The sequence below is a fragment of the Plebeiibacterium sediminum genome (assembly GCF_026013605.1).
GTDB lineage: Bacteria > Bacteroidota > Bacteroidia > Bacteroidales > Marinilabiliaceae > Saccharicrinis > Saccharicrinis sediminus.
In genome coordinates, this window is record NZ_JAPDPJ010000003.1 from 141,706 (window position 1) to 158,848 (window position 17,143).

General features: G+C 32.5%; 15 protein-coding genes. 6 read left to right on the forward strand and 9 right to left on the reverse strand.

Features of this window, described 5'->3' with window-relative positions:
• Positions 1–36: 36 nt before the first annotated feature.
• Together OM075_RS03190 and OM075_RS03195 are read right to left on the reverse strand one after the other, a co-directional pair.
• Positions 37–333, reverse strand: a complete 297-nt coding sequence (locus tag OM075_RS03190) for a winged helix-turn-helix domain-containing protein (protein ID WP_301189025.1) — start codon at positions 331–333, stop codon at positions 37–39.
• Positions 321–965, reverse strand: coding sequence for a hypothetical protein (locus OM075_RS03195; RefSeq protein ID WP_301189026.1), 645 nt, complete (start codon positions 963–965; stop codon positions 321–323). Before OM075_RS03195 ends, OM075_RS03190 begins: the two co-directional genes overlap by 13 nt.
• 339 nt (positions 966–1,304) lie before the next feature.
• Between OM075_RS03195 and hemN the strand changes: the two genes are divergently transcribed.
• From hemN to hemH, 3 genes are all read left to right on the forward strand, one after another.
• Complete coding sequence (hemN, locus tag OM075_RS03200; protein WP_301189027.1) at positions 1,305–2,684, forward strand: oxygen-independent coproporphyrinogen III oxidase; 1,380 nt, start codon at positions 1,305–1,307, stop codon at positions 2,682–2,684.
• An 85-nt stretch (positions 2,685–2,769) separates the two neighbouring features.
• Positions 2,770–4,137, forward strand: coding sequence for a protoporphyrinogen oxidase (gene hemG, locus OM075_RS03205; protein ID WP_301189028.1), 1,368 nt, complete (start codon positions 2,770–2,772; stop codon positions 4,135–4,137).
• Positions 4,138–4,159: 22 nt separating this feature from the next.
• Entirely contained in the window at positions 4,160–5,164 is a 1,005-nt protein-coding gene (gene hemH / locus OM075_RS03210) for a ferrochelatase (protein ID WP_301189029.1), read from the forward strand.
• Here the strand turns inward: hemH and OM075_RS03215 are convergent.
• From OM075_RS03215 to OM075_RS03240, 6 genes are all read right to left on the reverse strand, one after another.
• Complete coding sequence (locus OM075_RS03215; protein ID WP_301189030.1) at positions 5,161–5,604, reverse strand: gamma-glutamylcyclotransferase family protein; 444 nt, start codon at positions 5,602–5,604, stop codon at positions 5,161–5,163. The two genes, hemH and OM075_RS03215, sit on opposite strands and share 4 nt — an antisense overlap.
• Before the next feature lie 67 nt (positions 5,605–5,671).
• The gene (locus tag OM075_RS03220) at positions 5,672–6,022 is read right to left on the reverse strand and encodes a hypothetical protein (protein WP_301189031.1); all 351 of its coding nucleotides are present in this window, start codon (positions 6,020–6,022) and stop codon (positions 5,672–5,674) included.
• Positions 6,023–6,407: 385 nt separating this feature from the next.
• On the reverse strand, positions 6,408–8,033 hold the full coding sequence (locus tag OM075_RS03225) for a hypothetical protein (RefSeq protein WP_301189032.1): 1,626 nt from the start codon (positions 8,031–8,033) through the stop codon (positions 6,408–6,410).
• Between the two features lie 23 nt (positions 8,034–8,056).
• On the reverse strand, positions 8,057–8,803 hold the full coding sequence (locus tag OM075_RS03230) for a glycosyltransferase family 2 protein (protein ID WP_301189033.1): 747 nt from the start codon (positions 8,801–8,803) through the stop codon (positions 8,057–8,059).
• 92 nt (positions 8,804–8,895) lie between these two features.
• Positions 8,896–10,227, reverse strand: coding sequence for a glycoside hydrolase family 1 protein (locus OM075_RS03235; RefSeq protein ID WP_301189034.1), 1,332 nt, complete (start codon positions 10,225–10,227; stop codon positions 8,896–8,898).
• A gap of 57 nt (positions 10,228–10,284) precedes the next feature.
• Positions 10,285–11,493 (reverse strand): hypothetical protein, encoded by a 1,209-nt coding sequence (locus OM075_RS03240; RefSeq protein ID WP_301189035.1) that lies wholly within the window; start codon positions 11,491–11,493, stop codon positions 10,285–10,287.
• A 178-nt stretch (positions 11,494–11,671) separates the two neighbouring features.
• On the opposite strand from OM075_RS03240, the gene ald reads away from it, so the two are divergent.
• Positions 11,672–12,787 carry an alanine dehydrogenase gene (gene ald / locus OM075_RS03245; RefSeq protein WP_301189036.1) on the forward strand — a complete coding sequence of 372 codons (1,116 nt, stop codon included), beginning with the start codon at positions 11,672–11,674 and terminating at the stop codon, positions 12,785–12,787.
• Positions 12,788–12,872: 85 nt separating this feature from the next.
• Here ald and OM075_RS03250 read toward each other — a convergent pair whose 3' ends face one another.
• Entirely contained in the window at positions 12,873–13,607 is a 735-nt protein-coding gene (locus tag OM075_RS03250) for a histidine phosphatase family protein (RefSeq protein ID WP_301189037.1), read from the reverse strand.
• A gap of 253 nt (positions 13,608–13,860) precedes the next feature.
• Here OM075_RS03250 and OM075_RS03255 point away from each other — a divergent pair, with 253 nt between their 5' ends.
• Both OM075_RS03255 and OM075_RS03260 read left to right on the forward strand, forming a co-directional pair.
• Entirely contained in the window at positions 13,861–14,637 is a 777-nt protein-coding gene (locus OM075_RS03255) for a polysaccharide biosynthesis/export family protein (protein WP_301189038.1), read from the forward strand.
• A 45-nt stretch (positions 14,638–14,682) separates the two neighbouring features.
• Complete coding sequence (locus OM075_RS03260) at positions 14,683–17,091, forward strand: polysaccharide biosynthesis tyrosine autokinase (RefSeq protein WP_301189039.1); 2,409 nt, start codon at positions 14,683–14,685, stop codon at positions 17,089–17,091.
• The last annotated feature ends 52 nt before the right edge of the window (positions 17,092–17,143 follow it).

Here is a 17,143-nt window from a genome sequence, read left to right on the forward strand (position 1 = left end):
AGTACTTTGAAATGCAAAGTGTATGCATAAAAAAAATTAACTTCCTTTAATTAGTTTTTCTAACGCATCTAAGTGATTTGAAAATTCTATTTTACCAAATGCAGTTGCTGAGTAAGTAGTATTAGGTTTTTTGCCTATAAATTGTTTATTTACAGATATATATTCGTTTTTTTCTAAAGCTTTAATATGACTGGCCAGGTTTCCGTCAGTTACCTTTAATAATTCTTTCAAATTATTAAAATCTAAAGAATCATTAACCATTAGGGCAGACATGATACCAAGTCGTATACGGCTTTCAAAATTTTTATTTAATCCTTCAATTAAGCCCCGCATCTCTCGTATTTTAAATACATTACTACACCATAAATAATATGAAAAAGTCCAAACCCAATGCTCCAGAAAATTATACCATACGATAAATATATGCCAGCAAAAAGGCCTAGAATTGCTTCCGCATATCCAAGATATTTAATATCATGATGTGTGTATTTTGCAATTGTAATTAATGAAATTCCATAAAACAGGAGGGTAGCAGAAGCAACTAATCTTAAATCACCCTGAAAAATCAAGATAATGCAGAATACTCCTCCCAAGAAGAGTACAGTTCCCATTTCAGTTAAAATTTTCTTTGCTGTGTTGGACCAAAATTGAGTACCTGCTTTTTGTGCCTTTTGTTTTGATAAGATAAAAGTACTGATTGTTGCAGATAGAAATACAATTGCAGCAACAACTAAAAGTGAAATTCGGAATTCATGAGTTGGTTTTCCTGTAAGAGAAATCATAAATTCGTTATAAAAGTGTTTTCCGCTATCGAAGATGAAAAAATAGGTGTATCCGGCACCAAGGAGTGCGTATATACCTGCTAATACACCAGATAATCCGCTTAATGAAAGGAATTTACTTGAATCCTCCATCATTTGTCTGATGGCTTTTAGATCTTCTAAACTTTTATTGTTGTTGGTCATAACAAAGAACTTTGAAAGACAAAGTAAAATCAATTTTATAAATTATACAATAGTCTATAGTGATTTATGAAAAAAAACATTTGGGAATTTTGTAAAAGCTGCTAATTCTGGTAGGATATATTTTGCTTTGTATGATATTTTCTATTTTATAGCCTGTTATTATTTAGTATTTTCGTGCTCTATTTCAGAGGAATATTTTCCGATTGAAAAGCTAAATGAATATTCAAGAATTTGAGAAAATAAAGGTTTGAATAATAGAAAGATAATTGACTCTTATTTGTGTAATGGTTAATGTCTGGCATCTTGATTCCTTTGTCTCAATACTAACTACAAATGTAAATGAAAGTTACAAAAGAACTACTTGATAAATATAATATTCCAGTACCTCGTTATACAAGTTATCCACCGGCAAATTATTTCACAAATGATTTTACTTTAGATAACTATCATGAGTTAATTGAATTGTCGAATACAGATGATCCTAAGCTTGTAGCATTTTATATTCATATTCCATTTTGTGCTCAAATATGTTATTACTGTGGATGTAATGCTTTAAAAATGGAAAAAAGTGATGTGGTATTTCAATATGTGGAAGCAGTAAAGAAAGAGATCTTAATGCTTTCAAAACGTATTGATAAATCCCGTAAAGTATCTCAAATTCATTATGGAGGAGGAACTCCTAACGCTATTAAATCAGAATATCTGAAAGAAATCAATCAAACGATATTTAATGAATTTGATTTAATTGACGAGGTAGAAATAGCTATTGAATGTAATCCGGCTTTATTAAGTTATACCTATTTAGATGCGCTTATAGAAGCTAAATTTAATAGGTTTAGTTTTGGTATTCAGGATTTTAATAATGATGTACTAACTAATGTAAATAGAAAACCTTCCGCTTTACCAGTTAAAGAATTGGTTGAATATGTAAAAGAGAAGAATAGTAAAGTTGCAGTGAATCTGGATTTTATTTATGGGTTACCTGGTCAATCATTAGATAGTTTTAAAGATACAATTAATAAAGCCATTGAAATCAAACCGGATCGATTGGTCACTTTTTCATACGCTCATGTTCCCTGGTTAAAAGAAAATCAGAAGATACTGGAAGAGAAAGGTTTGCCAACAGCCGACGAAAAGATGGATATGTTTATGGCGGCCTATGATTTACTAACTACTGCAGGTTATATCAGTATAGGATTAGATCATTATGCATTACCACAAGATGAACTATGTGTTGCACTTGAGCAACATCAATTACACCGAAACTTTCAGGGGTATTGTACAAAGAAAACAACAGGTCAGGTTTATGCAGTTGGAATTTCAGGTATAAGTCAGTTAGCAGGTGGATATATTCAAAATACAAAGGAACTTTCTTCCTATACAAAATCAATTGCTGATGGTGCCTTTCCTGTAGAAAAAGGTATTGTAGTAACACAGGAACAAAAGGTAATTCGTATGGTAATTAATGAGTTAATGTGTAATAAAGTGTTGGTTTGGAATGAGATAGCTGATATATTTAAACTAACTGTAAATGAAGTTAAAGCTATAGTTAAGTACTCAGAAAAGGCCATGAATGATTTTAAAGCTGATGAATTAATTGAATTTGAGGATAATCAAATACGCATTAATGAATTAGGTAGTTTGTTTATTCGTAATATTGTTGCAGCTTTTGATCCTGCCTTAAAAAATAATGAAAAAAGGTATTCAAAGTCGTTATAGATAAGTTCTTATAGAGTCAACTAAATCCTTTGAAAAAGTTTGAAATAAATGATACCAGCCATCCCAACTGATAAAAATTAAATAAATGAATAATAATATAGATGTTGTAGTGATAGGTTCAGGTTTAACAGGATTAACCTTAGCTTATTATTTGAATAAATACGGTAAAAAGGTATTGTTGCTGGAAAAGAATCCAATTGTTGGAGGAGTTATCCATACACATCATAAGGATGGTTTTACTTTTGAAGGTGGTCCAACTACAGGTGCACTTGGTTCTGAAGAGATGGTGGAATTGTTCGATGAACTTAAAGGCGATTGCGAATTTGAAGGCACCAGTAATATTGCAAATGAACGTTGGATTTTAAAGAATAACAAATGGAAACCTATACCTGATGGTTTGATTTCAGGTATTAAGACACCACTTTTTTCATGGAAAGATAAGTTTAGAATCTGGGGAGAACCGTTTCGTAAAAAAGGAACCAATCCCAATGAGACTTTGGCGGAAATGGTGAAACGGAGATTGGGGCAAACATATCTGGATTATGCTATTGACCCGTTTATATCAGGAGTATATGCCGGTGATCCTAATTTGTTAATTCCTCGTTATGCTTTACCTAAATTATACAGAATAGAACAAGACTACGGAAGTTTTATTCGCGGAGCAATAAAAAAACGTAAGGAACCAAAAACTGAATTACAAAAAAGAGTAACGCGTGAAGTGTTCTCTGTTAAAGGTGGTTTGTCCAATCTAATAAATGCTTTGGAGAAAAATATTCCAACAGAAAGTATTCAGTGTGGTATATCCGATATAAAAATAAATCCTGAAGGTAATGGATATGAGGTTTCTTATATAAATACTTCTGGTGAACAGTGTAAAGTTGATGCGAGTAAGGTTGTTACAACTGTTGGAGGGTATGCATTAAAAGAGATGTTAGCGTTTGTAGATGGTATTGATTTGGATGCTGTTTTCAACGTTAAATATGCTAAAGTAGTTCAGGCTGCTGTGGGTTATAACAAATGGGATGGTCTGCCAATTAATGCTTTTGGAGGTCTTGTTCCTGGCAAAGAGAAAAAGGATTTTCTTGGAATTTTATTTCCCGGGTCTTTATTTCAAAACCGTTGTCCCGAGGGGGGAGCTTTACTTTCTGTTTTTATGGGAGGAATTAAACGTCCTGATATCATTGAAAAAAGTGATGAAGAACTAAAAAGTATAGTTTTAAGAGAGATATCTTCAACTTTGGGTGAACAAAAAACACCGGATTTACTTCATATATTCAGGTATCAGCATGCCATTGCCCAGTATGATATAAGTACTGAAGAAAGATTGGAAGCCATCAATAGGGTAGAAGCTAATTATCCGGGTTTGATTTTGGGTGGAAATATCAGAGATGGAATTGGAATGACAGATAGAGTTAAACAAGGTAAATATATTGCAGATCAATTAATTAATTGATGCAATAAATGTATTTAAAGGAATGAAAAAAGCACTGGTTATAATTAATATAGGAACTCCGGATCAACCTGAAAAAAAAGCGGTTAAGAGGTATTTAACAGAATTTTTGAACGATGGATTGGTGATTGATATTCCTTGGTTATTGAGAAAAATATTGGTTAACCTTATTATCATTCCTTTTAGAGTAAGTAAGTCTACAAGTTTATATAAGCGATTGTGGACTAAAGAGGGTTCTCCATTGTTATCGTATCAAACTAATTTAGCCAATAAATTAGATGAAAAGTTAGGGGCTGAAGTGGATGTGTTTTCTGCTATGCGATATGGAAATCCTTCTATAAAATCTGTTTTTAATCAAGTAAAAAAAGGCAATTATGATGAAGTTGTGGTTTTACCTATGTATCCTCAATACGCTACTTCTACAACTTTATCTACTGAATTAAAGGTTAAAGAAGTTGTTCAGGAACTAAATCTGGATGTAAATATTCGATTTATAGAGCAATTTTATAATCATCCATCTTTTATAAAAACTTTTACTGCTAAGATCAAAGATTGTGATTTTGATAGTTACGACCATATTATTTTTTCCTATCATGGATTACCAGAACGTCAGGTAAATAAAATTCACCCGGGTATTGAAAGTCCAACTTGTAGCTGTCATATACAAATGCCCGAACATGGTAAAATGTGCTATAAAGCTACTTGCTACGAAACAACTCGTTTAATGGCTAAAGAATTGGGTATAGATAATTCATTTTATTCTGTTTCTTTTCAAAGCAGGCTATCGAAAAATTGGTTAACACCATTTACGGATCATAATATTGAGGAGCTTTTAAAAAAGGGAAATAAGAGGATTTTGGTTGTAGCTCCGGCTTTTGTTACAGATTGTTTAGAGACGATTGTTGAAATTGGTTTTGAGTATAAGCGGGATTTTATTCAAAACGGAGGTGAGCAACTTAAATTAGTCGAAAGTCTGAATGATGATGATCTTTGGGCAGATACCATTATTGAAATAGCCGAATTGAATTAGCAGTTGATGCTATAATAGTCATTTTTAACAGATGGTATAACATGATTGAGGTAATACTTTAAGTGGTTAGTTTTAAACATATCCACATCCCAATTTAATTGTTTTGCCAAGCTGTATTCATGATTCCATACATAAACAAATACCTCCATTTGAGTTTTATCAGAAAGTGAAATAGGCTTTATAATTCGTTTATATTCATCACCTTCATAAAAATCAATAATTTTAAGACTATCGTCATCAATATCAAACAAGACTTTCCCTTTAACATTTGAGCCTGATTTTTCTATTATTGCAGGATATTCTTCATTACTGTTTTCAGTTGTAACCTTGTATCGGATGTAATTATCAATAAATGCATCCATACTTTGAAAACGATTCCCAGTTAAGGCAAAAACCAATTCAGTAAACATCAATGTGCCGTATGTAAATATATTGGTCATTTAAGTAAAAATCATTTCGAGCATTTGAGATTTGATTTTAATTGCTGAACGAAACAGGCTATCATTATTACTCTATTACACGGCAAGCTCTTTCATGTAAGATTTCTTCACTTACCTCAGAATAATACTGATTGTAATAATTGAAGGTAACCATGCATTCCATCCCTGATTTTAATTCCTGGTGGTATTTTTCATCAATAACAAAAGAGATAGCATAATGTAAATTTACTTTTGATATTTTATGTATTTCTGCCTTAATGTTGTTAATGCGAGTATTAAAAATACTAATGTGTATGCTGTTGATTTGTTTAATTTGATGATAGTCTTTTTTATGTACTACAGTTAAAACTTCAAAATTTGTTTTTAAACCTATCTCTTTCTTTTGTACAATTCCAATTGCTTTTAGTTCTTCTTGCATGTCTATATGTTTTTTGATTTTTCTTTACATCGCTCTTTAGCTCCATAATAGCATATAAAACCAACAACAATTATGGATAAAGCAATTCTAGACCAAAGAATTACAGTTTCATTCATCAGATTATAAGTTTAATTCCATATCAAAAATATGATAATTATAGTTTTGGATCTGTTTAAATTTGGTGAACTGATTATTTATGAGTCTGAATATGAAAAAATCTTAACTAAATGATTTTAGAATATTTGTAAAATCATAAGTGGGATAGTTAGATATCTTTTTTACAAAAAAAACCTAAATTATAGCAAAGGTGTCTGGTTGCTTAATCAAAAAAAAGCTGCAATTTTTGTAAGTTGCAGCTCTTCGTTTTGTATCTTCTTTATTAATTTTAGAAATCTCTATACAGGTTTTTTAATGATGTTCTAACAGCAAACCAAACCATTTGTGTGTTTTGAGTTTCAACATCGTTACTTTCTTTTCTGTATCGGGCACCCAAAGCAATATTAAAGTTGTTTCTTGGATTAATCATATAGCTGATGTTTCCATCGAGGTATTGTAAGTTTGTTTTTAAGCCTTGCCCAATTGTATTACCATATTCATTAGGGCGTGTATCATTATCCAGGAAAATATTACCTCCATAACTTACCTCGTCACTAAAATCTTTTCCTTTCATAGCAGCCATAAATTCAAGGTTAAAATGCCAGCGCTTGTATTTATACCTTAAAAATGAAACCCCTTCTCTGAAATTAGCTCCCAGTGGATGAGCCAACTCCTGATTATAATGTGCATAATTGGAAATGGTTTCTCTGTGAGAGTAGGTGTAAGGTCGAACCTGATTATACTCTGCCTGGAAATATAAATTATTGATGCCAAACAGGTTAAAACACTTCATACCCAATTGAAACCCTTGTTTATTGGCCCACCATTTATTTCCTGAGAAAACTTCATCAGATTTAAATTCACCCATAACAAATTGGCCATATAATACGTTGTGTTGTCCAACTAAATATTTAATATTAGCACCCATGGTAATATTATCCGGCGAACCAATAGAGTATTCAACAGGTCGGTAAAAAATAAACGGATTCATGTAAGCCCAATCAAAATTTCTATCTCCAGCAGCATCCTGAGCAGCCCAAACAACACTTTCAAAAAGACCAACAGACCATCTTTTACCAATATTTACAGTTAAATAATGTGATGCAGAATATTTAGTAGGATATCTCATATCCCTGCTTTCATCAGCAGGATCAATGTTAAATAAATCTCTGTGTTGTCCCCACATCACCATATAATGTACTTTTTTAAACTCTGCACTAAATTTTAAGTAAGGATAACTGTATGAGTTGTCAGATAAAAGTAGTGATCGATAACCATCTCCAATAAAGTTTTTTCCTTGACCCAATTGAACATTAAACCACTTTATAGGATTAAATGAAATGAATCCGGTTGATTGACCATAATCGTGAGTGCGTTCACCTTTACTTCGTGTTTTTCCTTGTCCAGGAACTACTTTTCGTTCAAATACAAAATCGTTGTAATAATTAGGAAATACTGCCTGGTTTTCAAGAAAATCAGTATAAAAGTAAAAATACTTACCAATGTTTCCTTCAATAAAAAGCCCCCTGGTATTGGTCCATGTTTGCAGACTTTCATCCATTTCATTACCTACTTCAAAGTCAAAAAGTGGATTTACTCTAATAGAAATATCTTTATCTTCCCATTTTAACAAGTGATCCTTAAATATTCTACGCCAGAAATTTAAATCGCCACTAGGTTTTCTTATTCCATCATAAATAAGTGAATCAACATTTGCAATTGCATTTATTTTGTCAATTCTAAAAGGTTGAACAGAGGTATGAAAATTATTACCGGGCTGATAAACTGTTTTGTAAAAAGGATTGTATTCCTGATTTTGATAATAACTGATTTGTTGAGCAACAGATGTGCCTGATACTACAAAAAGTAGAATAGTTATTTTAAGAATACTGAAGTATGTGGTTTTAAATTTCATTTTATTAGGTTAAATGTGATAAACTACTTTTTAAAAAACTGAGGTATTTTGGATACATTTTTCCAAATGAGTGTTGATACGCCGCCTATATTATTTTGTTTCAAGGCCGAAATATCTTCCTTTGACTTTTGAATAATGTTTTTAATGCTTTTGTTACTTGCTCCTCCAACTCTCATTTTAGTAATGACTTGTGGTATATATTTAAAAGAATATCCAGGAGTAGAGAATAAACGAAGGATAAAGTCGTAATCGGCCGCTATTTTGTATTTTAAACTGTAATTACCAATGTTGTTAAATACCTCTCCTTGTACAAATAGAGTAGGGTGAGGAGGCATCCATCCTGTTTTTAAAAGTGATGATTTAAAGTCACAACTCTTCCAATATCGAATTACCTTGTCGGTATTTTGAGCATTTACATATTGAAGATCTCCGTAAACGGCATTGTAATGACCTTGTTTAAACTCCAGAGCAATTCGTTTTAGAATGTCGTTATCATAAAAAATGTCATCGGCATGAAGTACTCCAATTATATCGCCTGTTGCCAGTGATATACCTTTGTTAATAGCATCGTAAATGCCTTTATCTGGTTCAGAAATAAAATGTTGAACCTGATCATTATATTTCTCTATAATTTGTAATGTATTGTCTGTTGATCCTCCATCAACAATAATGTATTCAATGTCAGAATAATTCTGATCAGATATAGAGCGAATAGCAGATTCTATAGTTTTTTCTGCGTTATAAGTAGCTGTTATTATCGAAATAGTCATTTTTTTCAGGCTTCATTACTGCAAAAATGATGCTTTTTATTGTAAAAACCTATTTAGTAAATTTTATACCAGAAATGATGTATGTGAATATCTTATTTTAAAAATTCTTGAAACCAGTATCCTGATTGTTTTATTATACGTTCCTGAGTGTTGAAGTTATTGTGTACTAATCCAAAACGTGGACTAAAACCTTCTCTCCATTCAAAGTTATCAACTAATGTCCATATTAAATATCCGTCAACAGGTATCCCTTTCTTTTTTGCTTTTAGTATTTCTTTCAATATTTTTTGATGATACCTTAATCTTTTTGTATCATTCACTTCTCCATTAATGATCTGGTCGGGATAACAAACTCCACTTTCGGTAAGGATAATTTTTTTTATACCATGGTATTGATTATAAAAGTTCAGGACTTTAGATAATCCTTTGGGATGGACTTCTAAATTCATGGCATTTAAATTTTTTGTTCGATCTTTGGGTGGAATTTCTGTGGCAAACAATACCGGTGGGAAAAGACTGAATTTAGTAACAACTCTAAAGTAATATTGTAATCCTATAAAATCGAAATCAAATTTTATTAACTCTTCATCTCCTTCTTCGAAATATTTAAGAATTAATGATAGTCCGGGAATGTGATCTGAAGGATATCCTAACCCTAATGCAGGTTCTATAAAAAATCGATTTAAAAGAGCCTCAACACGACTTGCAGCTCTTTTATTTATAGATCGTTTATCTACTGCTTTAACATTCGAGCAACTTAGTGCCATTCCAATCTGAGCGTCTGAAACATTCTCTCTTGTAATTCTTCCTCCAATAGCATTACATAGTGTTACATGGTGAGCTGCTTTTAAAAAATTATTAAGTCCGCTTTTTGCAGGGGCATGATATGCATTATAATACCCCAGTCCTGTAAACGACATGGGTTCATTAATAACAATCCAGTGTTTTACCTTGCTACCAAATTCTTTTGTGCAAAAGTCTACGTAATTGCTAAACCAATCTATAATTGCTCTGTTTGTCCATCCCCCACGATCTTCCAGTTTTTGGGGTAAATCCCAGTGATATAAAGTAATCCATGGAGTTAATCCATTGTTTAAACAAGAATCAATGACCTGATGGTAAAAATCAACGCCTTTTTTATTGATTTGACCAATTCCTTCAGGGAATATTCTTGACCATGAAATAGAGAAACGAAAAACATTAAAATTTAAAGAGGCTGCCAGACTGATATCCTGATTATAGTCCTTATAAAAGTTGGAGGCATTACCTATTTGATCCTGGTTTTTGATGAGTTTACTACCAGATGTAAATTTGTCCCATATTGATTCTCCTTTACCGTCTGCAGTTGCCCAACCTTCATTTTGAAATGCACTCATGGCAGTTCCCCAAATAAAGTTTGAACCAAATTGTTTTTTCTTAAGCATATATATTAAATATGCACAAGAATACAGAATCAAAGTAAATTGATTGTTAAAACAATATTATTTAAAAATCTCCATCCATACACCAAATCTGGCATTTTCATTTGGTGGAGTCATATTAATAAAACCACTTTTTATTTTGTTGTTTACAAGAGCCAAAGGATTTGCCTCTTTGCTTTTTTGAATAAACTGATTCCATTCGCCTGGTTTAAAAGAACCAACAAGCCATTTTCCTTTTGCTTCTTTATGAACAAACCTTGGGAGTCTTATATTGATCAATCCCATATTGTAACGCCAGTTAATATCAAGGCATGGGTGAATTTTATATGTATTGTTATTATCCATAAAAACGATAGCATCAACACCTATTGGGCCTTCATGAAATTTATGAGGTTCAATAGTTTTAAGCCCTGTAATGAGCAATTGAGTAGCTTCTTGCAAGGTTGAACTGTTTAAAAACTCACTAATATCATCTTCTTTATGAGGCCAGTTGATGTTACCTCCAATAAAATGCCCCTTCGAATCATTTAAAAAGTACGAATAGCCCAAGCACTCAATAGCTCCGTTTCGCTTAATGTTTAACTGAAACGAAAAGTCAAAAATCTTATTCAGTAAAGGTTCAGCAGTAACAAAGCCTTGTTGTTTAATAGCTCCCTTTATCCAATCGTAATTAATATTTTTACCCGATTCATCATCAATAATATGAATTCCTCTGCCTGAACTACTCCAGGGCATTTTAATAATGGCTTTACTGTAGTTTTTGAGCCATTCTTGCATCTCTTCAACAGAATTAATGTTTATTGCGGGACAAGGGATGTTAACGGCATGATGATTAACAACTTTTTCTGAAATGTATTTTTGAACACGATTTGCAGAGTTTCTGCTGAAAAAAAACTTGTGTTCATTATTCCAGGTGTAGTTGGGCGATAGTTTAAAATCATCACTACAGTTTGGTAATATGGTTTTGAATTTATGATGAACAGTCTGATTCCAACTCCATGGGCGTAGGTGATTGAAAGTTATAACGTCTTTGATTTCAGAAAAGTTAAGGTATTTTAGCTTGGGCAAACCCATATCCTGCCACATTTTGATAAAATCCGGATCAGGCTTTGCATCCATGATAATTATATCATCATCTTCAGCAAAAAAAGATGGTACAAATGCCAGATCTTTTTCAAAAGTTTGTAAATTTTTGGGAGGCATGTAGCTTACGGTGCCATTTGCCAACGCCATTTCGCTGGTTGGATTATATATATATATGTTGTTCATTATTTCATTTTGAAGTAGCAAATGTAATGAAAACTGAAATATGTTTGAAGGCATATATTTCCTGACGAAATGCAGCTTTTTTGAATGATAATATTCATAGTACAAATAAGAATAATTCTGCTATTTTGCCTTAATGAACAATGAAAAGTAAGATATAATTACCTTTAAATATTTAACCATGATAATAGGAGTTCCAAAAGAAATTAAACCTGCTGAAAATAGAGTAGGTATGACACCTTCAGGTGTTTTAGAAATGACCAAAGCAGGTCACACTGTATACGTTCAATCAGGAGCAGGTTTGAGTACTGATTTTTATGATGAGGATTATGAAAAAGCTGGTGCGAAAATTTTACCAACAATTGAAGATGTTTATGCTATAGCAGAGATGATTGTTAAGGTAAAAGAACCCATTGAACCTGAATATAAATTAATTAAAGAAAATCAATTGTTATTTACATATTTCCACTTTGCATCATGTGAGCCATTAACTAAGGCAATGATTGAGCAAAAAGCAATATGTTTAAGTTACGAGACAGTTGAAACACCAGATAGAAAATTACCATTGTTAATCCCTATGTCTGAAGTTGCAGGTCGTATGGCAATTCAGGAAGGTGCAAAATACTTAGAGAGAACCTACAGAGGAAGAGGTGTGTTGTTAGGTGGTGTTCCAGGAGTACCTCCAGCTAAAGTATTAGTAATTGGAGGAGGTGTTGTTGGTACACAAGCTGCTAAAATGGCGGCAGGTTTAGGTGCTGATGTTACCATTATGGATTTAAATATCGATCGTTTACGTTATTTGGATGATGTAATGCCTGCTAACGTAAAAACGATGGTTCCTAATGAAATGAGAGTTCGTGAATTTGTTAAAGATGTTGATGTTATCATTGGTGCAGTATTAATACCGGGAGCAAAAGCACCTAAGTTAATCACCAGAGATATGTTGCCAACAATGAAACAAGGAACTGTTATGGTTGACGTTGCTATTGACCAGGGTGGTTGTTTTGAAACTTCAAAACCAACAACTCACGATGATCCAACTTATATTATTGATGATGTAATTCATTACACAGTTGCCAATATGCCTGGCGCTGTTCCATTTACATCAACTTTAGCGTTAACAAATGCAACTTTACCTTATGCAATGCAATTAGCAAATAAAGGGTGGGAGCAAGCTTGTAAAGATAATTTAGCTCTAAGACTTGGATTAAATATTATCAAAGGAGATGTGGTTTATAAAGGCGTATCAGAAGCATTTGATTTACCATATGTTCCTGTTGAAGATGTTTTAAAATAACAAAGCAGATTCGTTTAAAATTTTACTTGTAAATATATTTGAAGCCGGTTTCTTTGAGACCGGCTTTTTTTGTGCCAAAATATATCTAGTTTATGTCCACTATTTTTATCAGGATTGTTGCACCCAGATTTTTTTGTCCGTTTGATTGAATGGTTTTCCAGCCTATTAGTTTTAGGTTCTTTGTAATAGCTCTGTTTAGCATTCCATGAGCTACCAATATTGCCGTTTCTTCTTTATTTGCAATATCAATTAATTTTGATGCCGCATAAGAGGCTCTTTCTTTTGCTTTTTTGTGTGATTCAATTCCGGAAGGTTTTCTTCCCAGTGCCCAGGTTCCTCTGCTTAAAATTTGCCAGCAAAGCAAAGGTTGTCGGATAAATCCAGGAGACTTAATAATTTTATTTTCGAACTCATTAAAAATACTATCGCTAATAATTGGGTAATTATCTTTAAAGATGGTATGCGCTGTTTCAATTGATCGTCTTAATGCAGAACAGTAAACAGTATGATCTTTATCTAAATTTACCTTGATTAAGCCAGTGTCGAATTTTTGAATAGGAACATGGTTGTAATCATAAAGGTATTTTTCAGCTTGTTTGCGAGAATAAAACTTTTTCTTTTGAATATCAGGTTTTGCATGACGAATTAAATAAATCTGAATCAGTCTTTTGTTTTGTTTTTTTAATTCTTCTTGAAGTGTTGAGTCAATATCCTGAATACATGTAAAATACTCACATTGTTTTACTAATGAATCGTGTTTATATACCGAGCTATGTGTCGCCTTATAATTGTTTGGTGAACAGGCTTGTAGTACTACCAAAAATAATATTGATTTGAAAAAGAGTGTTGTTTTAAAGTTCATGTTATGTGACAATGCTATTGATTTTATTGCAAAATAAGTCTATTTGAATTACAAAAAACAATCAAATAAACTTTTATGATGTTGTATTATTCTTATTAAAGATCATAAACAAAATTAATTTTTATGAAGGCTCCTGTATAAATCTCCCTAAAAAGTTTATTTTTGTTGATTCTTAAGCTTAAAAGTCATTAATCTTATTCAGATTTAACACATGAACAAACAAAAGAACCATATTTGGTTTCCATTCCTATTGATATTATTTTTTGCATCATGCATTCCCCAAAAAGAAACCCTTTATCTTCAGGATAAAGAATCACGAATGGAGTTTAATGAATTAACGGAAATTACAGGTAAATATATTTTACAAACTAATGATTATCTGTTTATCAGGGTTTCTACATTTGATCCAAAAATTTCTGAATTTTTCAATGCTACTCAAGGAAGTAATATGAGTGGTTCAAACATGCAGGGAAATACAATGTTCATGTATATGATTGATGATGATATGAATATTGATTATCCGTATGCTGGTAAAATAAATCTTGCTGGGTGTAATATATTTCAGGCTAAAGATAAAATAAAAGAGGCTTTAAAACCATTTTTAAAAGATGCACATATCTTAGTGCGATTAGGGTCAAACTCTTATACAATTCTCGGTGAAGTTGGAAGTCCTGGAGTTCAGTCGATGTCAAAGGATCAAATTACAATTTTTGAAGCTATTGGTCAAGCCGGGGACTTAAAACCAACAGCAAAACGAAAGGAAGTCAAAATTGTCAGACCTACAAAAACTGGTAAAACTGAAACTTTGATAGTGGATTTAACAGATCATAAAATTGTTGGTTCGGAATATTATTATGTTTATCCAAATGATTTAATTTATGTTAAGCCAATGAGAGCAAAACAATGGGGAATAGGCGAATCATTTAGCCTGGGTGTATTGTCCACAGTTTTAAGTTTTACTATTACCATTATTGCTTTAACAAAATAGTATAATCAATCCCTAATTCACTAGCTATATATTCTATTTAAGTCCATGAATAAAAGTCCAAACACTAAGTTAAGTACAGATTCCGGTTTTAATTTTAGCCTCGATTATAAAAAACTAATTAGGGACGTTTTACAGTACTGGTGGTTATTTGTTATTATTGTTCCTGTGGCTTTAGGGAGTGTATTTGCCATGCATCGATGGGTTACGCCTATCTATAGTGCTTCTATGCGCATTTTGATGGAGGAGAGAGGGAATGACATGCCTCAGACCGATATGATGGAAGGGTTTGGATTAACACCAGGCTTAAGAAGTGTTGATAATCAATTGGCTCTGTTAACATCCTGGGATATGGTTCATAAAGCCATCAATAATTTGGATTTTAATGTGTCTTATTATGCGCAGGGAAATGTGAAGAAGACAGAAATATATCCGGCATCAAATTTTAGGGTTGAGTATGATACATTGCATCGGCAGCTTGTAGGTGTTTCTTTTTATGTAAAACCCCTTTCTAAAACAACTTTTGAATTAAAGTATGGGGGAGATGGAAGTTACACTTATAATTATTTAACCAATCAAACATCTCAGGGATTAGATAAAAACGAGCATATTGAAACACATAATTTTGGAGAATGGATCACTACAAGATGGTTTCGTTTTAAGGTTATATGTGATGGTTGTAATATGAATGATGACATGGAGCATTATTTTGAGTTCAATCATCCAAATTCATTGGTTGGAAAATATGTAGGCCAATTGCGGGCATCCAAAATGAGTGAAAGTTCATCGATTATTAGAATATCGATTACCGGTGATAACAGAACAAAGAATGTAAGATTTCTGAATACTCTTGCCGATGTTTTTATTGCATCCAATCTTGAAAAGAAGAATCAAATAGCTACTAATACTATTAATTTTATCGAATCTCAATTAGTTAACATCAGTGACTCCTTGAGTAATACCGGCTCTGAATTAAGTAATTTCAGAACATCAAATAGAATACAAAGTATTTCTTCAAAAGCAGATTATCTCTTAGATAAACTTCAGGATGCCGAACAAAAGACAGCAAGTCTTATTATTTCTCAAAACTATCTGGATTATCTTACCAATTATTTTAAGTGTGATACACTAGATAATGATATTTTAGCACCCGCTATATATCAAACCGACAATCAACTTTTTGCAGGTCAGATTCAGAAAATTATGGAGCTGAACACTGAAATGTTGGCTATTTCAACACCATTAGGCGAAAGTGTTAATCCGGTAGTTGAACAACTTGAGATGGAATTAGAGTTGGCAAAAAATGTACTGTTAACTACCATAGCAAACCAAAAAGAGGTTTTAAAAGAAGAAGTAAAAAGAGTCAATGGAGAGAAGTTGAATTATGAGCAGGCTTTATATAGTTTACCGGAAACAGAGCGTAAATTATTGGGAATTGAGCGTAAATTTCAATTAAATAATGAGGTTTATACCTTTTTGTTAAGAAAACGATCTGAAGCACAAATACAAAAGGCATCTAATACACCAGATCATCAGGTATTGGAAAAAGCCCGTAGTGGTGGAATGGTATATCCAAATACAAGAGGAAACTATCAAAAAGCGCTTATGGTAGGCATTCTGCTACCGTTATTACTTTTAGTCATTAAACAAATTTTGAATAATAGAATTACCTCTGTTGAAGATGTTGAAAAAATCACGTCTTTACCGATAATTGGACAAATTATTCATAGTACAAAGCCTGAAACTAATGTTGTAAAATATCATCCGAAATCAGTTGTTACTGAAACCTTCAGAAGAATCCGGACTCGTTTGGATTTTATGGTTGGAGAGAATGAATCACCGGTAGTTACTATCACATCATCTATGCCAGGAGAAGGAAAAACCTTTTGTGCACTCAATTTGGCTTCTGTTTTTGCATTGGCAGGAAAAAAGACTATTGTGGTTGGTTTTGATATGAGAAAACCGGGTTTAAATAAGGTTTTAGATTTAAATGATCATGATGGTCTTTCAAACTATTTGATTGGAAAGGTAAAGTTATGTGATGTAGTTATTCCAGCTCCATCTGGTCTAGATAACCTTTTTGTTTTACCATCCGGACCTATTCCTCCAAACCCATCAGAATTAATTAGTTCAGCAAAAACAGAAAAGCTTTTTGAGGAATTAAGAGAACAATATGACTTTATTGTTCTGGATTCACCTCCAATGGGAGTTGTTGCTGATCCTTATATTTTAGGCAGAATGTCAGATAGTTTGGTGTTTTTAGTAAGACATAACCATTCTGTAAGAGAGGTTTTTGCTCATACAGTCCAAAATTTAAAAGAAGAGGGGATAGAGCATGTCGGGATTCTTTTAAATGATGTGAATGTGAAACAAGGCGGATATGGATCTAACTATGGCTATGGTTACGGTTATGGCTACGGATATGGTTATGGCCATGGCTATTACGAAGAAGCGTAATTTATTACGCTAATTCATAATTTAGGACTGACAAATAGGTACATTAAGTAAC

Coding starts and splice junctions, on each gene's coding strand:
- hemN (WP_301189027.1), top strand. CDS start 1,305: ATGAAAGTTACAAAAGAACTACTTGATAAATATAATATTCCAGTACCT.
- OM075_RS03190 (WP_301189025.1), bottom strand. CDS start 333: ATGCGGGGCTTAATTGAAGGATTAAATAAAAATTTTGAAAGCCGTATA.
- OM075_RS03230 (WP_301189033.1), bottom strand. CDS start 8,803: ATGACTATTTCGATAATAACAGCTACTTATAACGCAGAAAAAACTATA.
- OM075_RS03255 (WP_301189038.1), top strand. CDS start 13,861: ATGAACAAACAAAAGAACCATATTTGGTTTCCATTCCTATTGATATTA.
- OM075_RS03215 (WP_301189030.1), bottom strand. CDS start 5,604: ATGACCAATATATTTACATACGGCACATTGATGTTTACTGAATTGGTT.
- ald (WP_301189036.1), top strand. CDS start 11,672: ATGATAATAGGAGTTCCAAAAGAAATTAAACCTGCTGAAAATAGAGTA.
- hemH (WP_301189029.1), top strand. CDS start 4,160: ATGAAAAAAGCACTGGTTATAATTAATATAGGAACTCCGGATCAACCT.
- OM075_RS03240 (WP_301189035.1), bottom strand. CDS start 11,493: ATGAACAACATATATATATATAATCCAACCAGCGAAATGGCGTTGGCA.
- OM075_RS03235 (WP_301189034.1), bottom strand. CDS start 10,227: ATGCTTAAGAAAAAACAATTTGGTTCAAACTTTATTTGGGGAACTGCC.
- OM075_RS03220 (WP_301189031.1), bottom strand. CDS start 6,022: ATGCAAGAAGAACTAAAAGCAATTGGAATTGTACAAAAGAAAGAGATA.
- hemG (WP_301189028.1), top strand. CDS start 2,770: ATGAATAATAATATAGATGTTGTAGTGATAGGTTCAGGTTTAACAGGA.
- OM075_RS03225 (WP_301189032.1), bottom strand. CDS start 8,033: ATGAAATTTAAAACCACATACTTCAGTATTCTTAAAATAACTATTCTA.
- OM075_RS03260 (WP_301189039.1), top strand. CDS start 14,683: ATGAATAAAAGTCCAAACACTAAGTTAAGTACAGATTCCGGTTTTAAT.
- OM075_RS03195 (WP_301189026.1), bottom strand. CDS start 965: ATGACCAACAACAATAAAAGTTTAGAAGATCTAAAAGCCATCAGACAA.